Origin of the sequence: Micromonospora sp. NPDC023814, assembly GCF_040639595.1 — a bacterium.
In the GTDB taxonomy this organism is placed as follows: Bacteria; Actinomycetota; Actinomycetes; order Mycobacteriales; family Micromonosporaceae; genus Micromonospora.
In genome coordinates, this window is the sequence record NZ_JBFAAF010000154.1 from 3,345 (window position 1) to 5,313 (window position 1,969).

The window sequence follows — 1,969 nt, forward strand, 5'->3', positions numbered from 1 at the left end:
AGGTGTGGACGCGGCACGAGTGAGAATGCAGGCATGAGTAGCGAAAGAAGGGTGAGAAACCCTTCCGCCGGATGACCAAGGGTTCCAGGGCCAGGCTAATCCGCCCTGGGTGAGTCGGGACCTAAGGCGAGGCCGAGAGGCGTAGTCGATGGACAACGGGTTGATATTCCCGTACCCGCGAAAGAGCGTCCCTGATGAACCTCGTTGTGCTAACCACCCAAACCATCCAAGACCTTCGGGTTGAGGGTGGGGAGCGTGGGAACCTGGCGGGTAGTAGTCAAGCGATGGGGTGACGCAGGAAGGTAGCTGAGCCCGGCCGGTGGTTGTGCCGGGGTAAGCGTGTAGGCCGGCGTGTAGGCAAATCCGCACGCCATTAAGGCTGAGACGTGATGCCGAGCCGATTCAGGTGAAGTCAGTGATCCTATGCTGCCGAGAAAAGCCTCTAGCGAGTTCTTAGCGGCCCGTACCCCAAACCGACACAGGTGGTCAGGTAGAGAATACCGAGGCGATCGGGCGAACTGTGGTTAAGGAACTCGGCAAATTGCCCCCGTAACTTAGGGAGAAGGGGGGCCGGAGACGTGAAGCCCCGCGCGGGTGGAGCGTTGTATGGCCGCAGAGAGCAGGGGGAAGCGACTGTTTACTAAAAACACAGGTCCATGCGAAGAAGTAATTCGATGTATATGGACTGACGCCTGCCCGGTGCTGGAACGTTAAGGGGACCTGTTAGCTCTTCGGGGCGAAGCGGAGAACTTAAGCGCCAGTAAACGGCGGTGGTAACTATAACCATCCTAAGGTAGCGAAATTCCTTGTCGGGTAAGTTCCGACCTGCACGAATGGCGTAACGACTTCCCCACTGTCTCAACCACAGGCCCGGCGAAATTGCATTACGAGTAAAGATGCTCGTTACGCGCGGCAGGACGGAAAGACCCCGGGACCTTTACTATAGCTTGACATTGGTATCCGAATTAGCTTGTGTAGGATAGGTGGGAGCCGGTGAAGCTCATACGCCAGTATGGGTGGAGGCAATCTTGAAATACCACTCTGGTTGATTTGGGTATCTAACTTCGGACCGTTATCCGGTTCAGGGACAGTGTCTGGTGGGTAGTTTAACTGGGGCGGTTGCCTCCTAAAGGGTAACGGAGGCGCCCAAAGGTTCCCTCAGCCTGGTTGGCAATCAGGTGTTGAGTGCAAGTACACAAGGGAGCTTGACTGTGAGACTGACAGGTCGAGCAGGGACGAAAGTCGGGACTAGTGATCCGGCACTTGCGAGTGGAAGCGGTGTCGCTCAACGGATAAAAGGTACCCCGGGGATAACAGGCTGATCTTCCCCAAGAGTCCATATCGACGGGATGGTTTGGCACCTCGATGTCGGCTCGTCGCATCCTGGGGCTGTAGCAGGTCCCAAGGGTTGGGCTGTTCGCCCATTAAAGCGGTACGCGAGCTGGGTTTAGAACGTCGTGAGACAGTTCGGTCCCTATCCGCCGTGCGCGTAGGATACTTGAGAAGGGCTGTCCCTAGTACGAGAGGACCGGGACGGACGAACCTCTGGTGTGCCAGTTGTCCCGCCAGGGGCACGGCTGGTTAGCTACGTTCGGAAGGGATAACCGCTGAAAGCATCTAAGCGGGAAGCTCGCTTCAAGATGAGGTATCCCACCCACTTTGTGGGGTAAGGCCCCCAGCTAGACGACTGGGTTGATAGGCCGGAAATGTAAGCCCGGTAACGGGTTCAGTTGACCGGTACTAATAGGCCGAGGACTTGACTACTAAGCTGCTACGCGTCCACTGTGCAACTCCCGACAAACGAACAACAGACCACGTGTGTGGTGTTGTTTGATATGTCGATAGAGTTACGGCGGTCATGGCGGAGGGGAAACGCCCGGTTACATTCCGAACCCGGAAGCTAAGCCCTCCAGCGCCGATGGTACTGCACTCGGGAGGGTGTGGGAGAGTAGGACACCGCCGGACAATC

The 1,969-nt window shown here is 56.9% G+C and carries 2 rRNA genes (1 of these 2 running past the window's edge); both read left to right on the plus strand.

The window, feature by feature from the left end:
• Positions 1 to 1,764 (plus strand): 23S ribosomal RNA (locus AB0G14_RS34535) (it extends 1,363 nt beyond the left edge of the window).
• An 84-nt stretch (positions 1,765 to 1,848) separates the two neighbouring features.
• Positions 1,849 to 1,965 (plus strand): 5S ribosomal RNA (gene rrf, locus AB0G14_RS34540).
• Positions 1,966 to 1,969 lie beyond the last annotated feature (4 nt).